Genomic DNA, 7,223 nt, shown 5'->3' with positions numbered 1-7,223 from the left:
GGCAAGCTCACGCGGCGCCTGATGCAGCTGCCCGGCGTGATCGGCGTGCGGGTGAAAATCGCGAAGCTGGAAATTTTTGACGACTGCGAAGTGGCGATCCGCATGGAAAGTGGCACTTGGTGAAATGACATGACCCCTGAAAAACGCGACTTCGAAAACAAGAAGCTCGAAAAGCGCCTGTGCCGCGAGGTCGGCCGCGCCATCGTGGACTACAACATGATCGAGGAAGGCGATCGCGTCATGGTCTGCCTCTCGGGTGGCAAGGACAGCTACGGCCTGCTCGACATCCTGATGAAGCTGCAAAAGCGCGCGCCGATCAACTTCGAACTCATCGCGGTCAACCTCGACCAGAAGCAGCCCGGTTTCCCCGACCACATCCTGCCCGAGTACCTGTCCAAGCTGGGCATCAAGTACCACATCGAGACGCAGGACACCTACTCCATCGTCAAGGAGAAGATCGAGCCCGGCAAGACCATGTGCAGCCTGTGCTCGCGCCTGCGCCGCGGCATCTTGTACCGCGTGGCGCGCGAACTGGGCTGCACCAAGATCGCCCTGGGCCACCACCGCGACGACATGCTGCAGACCCTGTTCCTGAACATGTTCTTCGGCGGCAAGCTCAAGGGCATGCCGGCCAAGCTGGTCAGCGACAACGGCGAGTTCATGGTGATCCGGCCGCTGGCCTATGTGCCCGAGAAGGACCTGATCCGCTGGGCCGAGGCGCGGCAGTTCCCCATCATCCCCTGCACGCTGTGTGGCAGCCAGGAGAACCTGCAGCGCAAACAGGTGGGCAACCTGCTGCGCGACTGGGACAAGCAGTTCCCCGGCCGGCTGGAGAACATGCTGCACGCCCTGCAGCACGTGGTGCCCAGCCACCTGATGGACCGCGCGCTCCACCCGTTCCAGACCCTCAAGACCACCGGCGCGCCGGTGGAAGACGGCGACCTGGCCTTCGACGAGGAGCCGCTGGAGGCGCCGCCGCGCGCGGTGGACGAAGACGCAGACGAAGGGAACGCACCGGCCCTGCGCACGGTCATACCGATCGCCGCCGGCTGAAATCGATCTGCCGCCGGGCCACCCCAAGGCAGATCCGCCCCTGGGGGGCAGCGACCCGCGCAGCGGTGGAGCGTGGGGCTGAACCGACCCGCAGTGCACCGTTGGAGGAGGACCCCGCATGAACCGCACCACCGATCCGATCCGCCGCGCCCTGCAGGGCGCCATCCTGGGCCTGGCCCTGCTGCTGGGCGGCTGCGCCAGCGTCTACCGGGTGGACAACCAGGTGCAGAGTTTTGCGCGCTGGGACGGCGCCCGCGCCCCGGCTGCGCCGCAGACCTACCGCTTTGATCGCCTGCCCTCGCAACGCGAAGGCCAGGCCGCGGCCTCGCAGGATGAGCTGGAGAGCCTGACCCGCGCCGCCCTGGCCCGCGTGGGCTGGAACCTGGCCGACCCCGCCGGTACCAGCGCGCCCTGGACGGTGCAGGTGTCGGGTGGCGCCCTCAAGCTGCCGCGCGCCCCCTGGGAAGAGCCCTGGGACGGCTTTGGCGGCGGCTGGGGCCTGTACGGTGGCAGCGGCGGCGTCTGGGGGTCGACGCTGTTCATGCGCGTGGACCTGCCCTACTACGAGCGACAGGTGTCGCTGGTGGTGCGGCAAAGCGCCACCGGCCAGGTGGTGTACGAGACCAGCGCCCGCCACGATGGGCGCTGGAACAGCAGCCCCGAACTCTGGAGCGCGATGCTCGACGCGGCGCTGAAAGACTTTCCTAACCCGCCCGCGGGCGCGCGGCAGGTCGACGTCGACGTTCCAAGGTAGGAAGAAGCGGCTGGGGCCCCATGCTCCTTCGCTGCGCTCCCCTCGACTTCAGCCCTCCAGCAGTTGCCGCACCGCCTCGGCCAGCGCGTCCATGCTGTCCTGCTTGCCCAGCACCTCGGTCACGCCCGCAGCCTGGGCTTGCTGGACCAGCGGCTCGTTGACGTGGCCCGAGACGATGGCCACGCGCTGGCCAGGGCGTGAGCGCCGCACCGCCTGCGCCAGTTCCACACCGCTCATGCCCGGCATGTTCTGGTCGGTCACCAGCAGGTCCACCGGATCGTCGTGCGTCTGCAACCAGCCCAGCGCCTCTTCACCGGAGGTGAAGGTGCTCACCCGGTAACCGTGCTTGCGCAGCAGGCGCGCCGCCAGGAAGACCAGCGCTTCGTAGTCGTCCACGTACACGATGTGCCGGCCCGCCGCCTGGGGAGCGGGCGCCGGCCCGGCAGCGGGGGGCGCCGCGTCGGCCGCCGCCGCATCGGACGCCAGCGGCAGGTACACGTCAAAGCGCGCGCCCTCCCCGGGGGCGCTGTGCACCGCGATCACGCCGCGGTGCGCCTTGACGATGCCGTGCACCACCGACAGCCCCAGCCCGGTGCCGCTGCCGGGCGCCTTGGTGGTGAAAAACGGCTCGAAGATGCGGCGCAGGGTGGCCTCGTCCATGCCGGGGCCGTTGTCGGCCACGCTCAGGCAGGCGTAGGCGCCGGCGTCGATGTTGCCCAGCTGCAGGGCCTGCGCGGGGTCCACCTGCACCACGCGCAGTGCCACGGTGATCTCGCCGGGCTGGCCGTCCATGGCCTGCCAGGCGTTGGTGCACAGGTTCATCAGCACCTGCTGCACCTGGGTGGCGTCGGCCAGCACCGGCACGGGTGCGTGGCCCAGCCGGGTGCTCAGCTGCACCGCCGCCGGCAGCAGCGAGCGCAGCAGGCGCAACGCGTCTTCCACCAAGGGCAGCAGGGGCTGGCGCTGCAGTTCCTGGGTCTGGCGCCGGCTGAAGGCCAGGATCTGCTGCACCAGCTGGCGCGCGCGGATGGCGGCGCGGTTGATCTCGGCCAGGCTTTCCTGGGCAATGTGGTCCGGCCCCACGTCTTCGCGCGCCAGCGCGAGGTTGCCCAGGATGGCGGCCAGCAGGTTGTTGAAGTCGTGCGCGACGCCGCCGGCCAGGGTGCCGATGGCCTCCATCTTCTGCGACTCGCGCAGCTGCGTTTCCAGCGCACGCTGCTGCGCCTCGGCGGCCTTGAGCTCGGTGATGTCGGTGTGCGTGCCCACCATGCGCAGCGGTCGGTCGGCGTCGTCGCGGCTGATCACCATGCCGCGCGAGAGCACCCATTTCCAGCGGCCGTCCTTGCAGCGCACACGGTGCTCGTTGCGGTAGACCGGCGCGCGGCCCTCGAAATGCGCCTGCCGGTCGACCTGCATCTGGGCGATGTCGTCGGGGTGGGTGAGCGCATCGAGCTCGTCCGCCCGGGGCATGAGATCGCCGTCGGCGTAGCCGTACATGGCCAGGATGCGGGGCGACACATATTCCTCGCCAGTGGCGATGTTCCAGTCCCACACGCCGTCACCCGCACCGTCGAGTGCGAGCTTCCACAAGGCCTCGCTCTCGCGCAGCGCCAGCTCGGCGTTTTTGCGGTCGGTGATGTCCAGTAGCAGCCCCACGCGCACCTGCCCAGTGGCGTCGTGCGACACCGTGTCGGCACGGCGGTAGAGCCAGCGGATGGTGCCATCGGGCAGCACGATGCGGTATTCGAACCCCCGGTCCGGCGCACCGGCGTGGATGCGGCGGATGTGTTCGGCAAACAGCGGGGCGTCGTCCGGGTGGCGGTAGCGCACCAGGATGCCCGGCTGGTTCATCACGTCATCGGGCGTGAGGCCGTAGATCTGCTGCACGCCAGCGCTGACAAAGTCGTAGCGGGTCGACCCGTCGTCGGCCACGTGCACCACAAACACCATGCCGGGGATCTGCTGGGTCAGCAGGCGCAGGCGCTCCTCGCTGGCCCGCAGGTCCTCCTGCGCCTGCATCTGGGCCGTGATGTCCTCGACCGTGCCCTCGTAGTACAGCAGGGTCCCGCTGGCGTCGCGCACCGCGTGGGCGTTTTCGCTCACCCAGAGCCGCCGCCCGTCCTCATGCCGCACCACCTCGGAGACGAAACCGCGCACGAAACCGTCGCGTTCGAGCAATGCGCGGAACTCGGCACGGCGCCCCTGCCGCACGTACCAGTCGCTGCTGGCGCGGTTCACGTCCGCCAGCATCCGCTCCTCGGAGTCGTAACCGTTGATGCGCACCAGGGCCGGGTTGGCCCGCAGCATCACCCCCGCACTGGACGTGCGGTAAGCCCCCACAGGCAGAAACTGAAACAGGGAGGAAAAGTCCAGCGAAAGATCGGCAGGCGACGGCATCGGCGCATTGTGACCAAAAGTGCCGCCCGCAGACAGCATGGCCACCCCATGGCCGAACCGCTACAGTGACGAATCCCGCGACCCACCCCATTTCCCCTTGCAAGTCACCCGCATCCTGGCCGTGCGCCACGGTGAAACCGCCTGGAACCGCGACACCCGCATCCAGGGCCACACCGACATCGAACTCAATCCCCACGGCCGCTGGCAGGCGCAGCAGCTCGCGCAGGCCTTGCGCGAGGAGCCCATCGCCGCCTGCTACGCCAGCGACCTCAGCCGCGCCCACGAGACAGCGCAAGCCGTGGCCAGCCAGCACGGCCAGACGGTGCAGACCCACACCGGCCTGCGCGAGCGCTGCTTCGGCCGTTTCGAGGGCCACACCTGGGCCGAGCTCGAAGCGCGCTTTCCCGACGAGACGCTGCTGTGGCGCCGGCGCGCGCCCGACTTCGCACCGCCCGGTGGGGAGTCGCTGCTGCAGTTGCAGGCGCGTGTGGTCGCCGCCGTCACCGAACTGGCCAGCCGCCACCCCGGCGAACAGGTGCTGATGGTGGCGCACGGCGGCGTGCTGGACATCCTCTACCGCGCCGCCACCCGGCTGGACCTGCAGGCCCCGCGCAGCTGGGCCATGACCAACACCGCCGTCAACCGCCTGCTGTGGAGCCCCGAAGGCCTGAGCCTGGTGGGCTGGGCCGACACCACCCACCTGCAGACCGGGGACGGCGCGCTGGACGAAAAGACGGCCTGACCGGAGGAGAAGGCGAAGGCGAACAGGGCCTGTGGGCGGTTTCCGGGCGGGCTGCTCAATCGGCGCCTGCGTCGCCGTTGCGCGCGCGCAGGCGCTGGCCCAGATCGGCCAGCCGGGCCGACACCACCCCGGCCCGCTGGTCGGCCTGTGCCGGGTCCAGCGTGCCGCGCGCCTTGCCCACCTCCAGCGTCATCAGCTCCAGCACGCCGGACTGCAGGCCCCGCAGATCGTCCAGCTGCGGCGACGGCGCGGCCGGCTGCACCCGCGCCATGGCCTCGCCCACCGCGCGGTAGGCGGGAATGTGCGTGCGCTCCATCGCGTCGATCAGCTGCGCCTCGCTCATCTGCCCGGCCTGCTGGGCTCTGGCGTCCCGCTGCAGGGCGGATTCCGCCGCCTGCAAGCGCGGCAGCACCTCGCGCAACACGGTCTGCTGTTCAAACAGCGCGCGGTGGTCCACCCCGGGCGCAGCGCTCGCGACCAGGCCGCCCACCGCCAGCGCCACCACCCCCGTGGCCAGCCACTGCCGGCGGCGCCGCTGCTCCGCGCTGGCCTGCTCGTCCACCAGCTCCACCAGCAGCCAGGCCATGGCCGCGCCGGCCAGCAGGCCGCCGATGTGCGCCGCGTTGTCGATCCCCGGCCGGGTGAAACCCTGGGCCAGCGAGATGGCCACGAACAGGCCCTGTGACGTGAGCAGCTGGGTGACCACCGCCTTGGGCACCCGCTCGCGGTGCTGCCACACGCCCGCCAGCAGCGCGCCCAGCACGCCAAACACCGCGCCCGACGCGCCCACCGACACCGCCTGCTGCGCCGAAAAATGCAGGCTCAGCGCGCTGCCGGCCAGCGCCGAGCCCCAGTAGATCAGCAGGAACGGGCCGTTGCCGAACCAGCGGCAGACCTGCAACCCCGCCACCCAGAGGGCGTACATGTTCAGCGCCAGGTGCATCAGCCCGCCGTGCAGCACGGTGGCGGTGATGAGGCGCCAGTAGTCCCCATCGCGCACCACGGCGCTGGCCGAACTGGCGCCCCAGCGGAACAGATCGGCCGTGGCCGGCTGCAGCGGGTTAAGGCCATCCACCAGGTTGGCGATCCACACCCCCACGTTCAGCGCCACGACCGCGTACAGCGCCCAGAGGCTGGGGGTTTTGTCGCGCAGCCGCTGCTCGAAGTCGCCCTCGGCCTGCCACTCGGCCAGCAGCGCCTGGGCCGCGCGCTGCGCCTGCGCACCCGCGTGGCGTTGAAAAGCCCGTTGCACCGCGTCGGCCGCCCGCGCACGTTCGGCCTTGCGCAGGGGCTGCAGGCTCAGGCTGCGCTTGAGGCCGCCGCCGATCAGCGGCTTGGTCGGCGCCAGCAGGGGCGAGCCGGCGCGCAGCACCAGGGTGATGAGTTCCTGCCCCTGCACCGTGTGGTGCTCCACGTCGGTGATGTCGGACCACGGCATGGTGTGGCCGCGGGTGAGCTGGCCGCTCACGCCCTGCGGCCCCACGCTGAGCACCGGCAGACGGCTGAGCACGGGTTTGAACAACAGCAGCCCCATGCCACCGAAGAAAGCCGCAAACCCCCACAGCGCCACCGGCGCACCGCGGTCGTCCAGCGCCCACCACGCCATCAGCAGGCCCAGCGCGAGACTGAAGCCGGCCAGCCATGTGATGCCGCCACGCCAGCTGGCGCGGAACACCTGGCTGCCGTCGGGCAGTCGCTCGTCCATCCCCGTCCCCTGCGGTGTGGCGTGCGTGTTCAGGCGCCGAACAGGCCGCCCTCGGTGCTGGGCGGTGCCACGCCCAGGTGGCGGTAGGCCGCGAGCGTGGCGATGCGCCCGCGCGGCGTGCGCTGCAGGTAGCCCTGCTGGATCAGGTAGGGCTCGATCACGTCCTCGATGGTGTCGCGCTCCTCGCCGATGCTGGCCGCGATGTTGTCCAGGCCCACCGGCCCGCCGTCAAAGCGGTGGATCACGGCTTCGAGCAGCTTGCGGTCCATCAGGTCGAAGCCTTCCGGGTCCACGTCCAGCATGGCCAGCGCGCGGTTGGCGATGTCGGCGGTGATCCGGCCGTTGCCCTTGACGTCGGCGTAGTCGCGCACACGGCGCAGCAGCCGGTTGGCGATGCGAGGCGTGCCGCGCGAGCGCCGCGCGATCTCGAAACCGCCGGTCTCGTCCATGGGTGCGTTGAGCAGCCCGGCGCTGCGCGTGACGATGCGCGCCAGCTCTTCGGCGGTGTAGAACTCCAGCCGCGCCACGATGCCGAAGCGGTCGCGCAGCGGGTTGGTCAGCATGCCCGCGCG

General features: G+C 70.4%; 6 protein-coding genes and 1 pseudogene. 4 read left to right on the top strand and 3 right to left on the bottom strand.

Annotated features, from left to right (window positions below):
• The 3 genes and pseudogenes from ACR2JA_RS04190 to ACR2JA_RS04180 all read left to right on the top strand — a co-directional run.
• A pseudogene (locus ACR2JA_RS04190) lies at nucleotides 1–123 on the top strand (dihydroneopterin aldolase); the annotation flags it as partial.
• A gap of 6 nt (nucleotides 124–129) precedes the next feature.
• The gene (ttcA, locus tag ACR2JA_RS04185) at nucleotides 130–1,053 is read left to right on the top strand and encodes a tRNA 2-thiocytidine(32) synthetase TtcA (protein ID WP_434007865.1); all 924 of its coding nucleotides are present in this window, start codon (nucleotides 130–132) and stop codon (nucleotides 1,051–1,053) included.
• A 118-nt stretch (nucleotides 1,054–1,171) separates the two neighbouring features.
• Complete coding sequence (locus tag ACR2JA_RS04180; RefSeq protein WP_434007864.1) at nucleotides 1,172–1,807, top strand: DUF4136 domain-containing protein; 636 nt, start codon at nucleotides 1,172–1,174, stop codon at nucleotides 1,805–1,807.
• A 48-nt stretch (nucleotides 1,808–1,855) separates the two neighbouring features.
• Here ACR2JA_RS04180 and ACR2JA_RS04175 read toward each other — a convergent pair whose 3' ends face one another.
• Entirely contained in the window at nucleotides 1,856–4,204 is a 2,349-nt protein-coding gene (locus ACR2JA_RS04175; RefSeq protein ID WP_434007863.1) for a hybrid sensor histidine kinase/response regulator, read from the bottom strand.
• A gap of 97 nt (nucleotides 4,205–4,301) precedes the next feature.
• On the opposite strand from ACR2JA_RS04175, the gene ACR2JA_RS04170 reads away from it, so the two are divergent.
• Nucleotides 4,302–4,946: a histidine phosphatase family protein gene (locus ACR2JA_RS04170; RefSeq protein WP_434007862.1), complete on the top strand. Its 645-nt coding sequence runs from the start codon at nucleotides 4,302–4,304 to the stop codon at nucleotides 4,944–4,946.
• 55 nt (nucleotides 4,947–5,001) lie between these two features.
• Here ACR2JA_RS04170 and ACR2JA_RS04165 read toward each other — a convergent pair whose 3' ends face one another.
• Both ACR2JA_RS04165 and ACR2JA_RS04160 read right to left on the bottom strand, forming a co-directional pair.
• A complete protein-coding gene (locus ACR2JA_RS04165) occupies nucleotides 5,002–6,651 on the bottom strand; it encodes a rhomboid family intramembrane serine protease (RefSeq protein ID WP_434007861.1) in 1,650 nt (549 codons plus the stop codon).
• 29 nt (nucleotides 6,652–6,680) lie between these two features.
• Nucleotides 6,681–7,223: Holliday junction DNA helicase RuvB C-terminal domain-containing protein (locus ACR2JA_RS04160; protein ID WP_434007860.1), on the bottom strand; the 543-nt coding region annotated here is incomplete at its 5' end.

Origin of the sequence: Hydrogenophaga sp., from assembly GCF_051007235.1 — a bacterium.
Classification (GTDB): domain Bacteria; phylum Pseudomonadota; class Gammaproteobacteria; order Burkholderiales; family Burkholderiaceae_C; genus Hydrogenophaga.
This window is presented reverse-complemented; position numbering and strand designations above follow the sequence as displayed.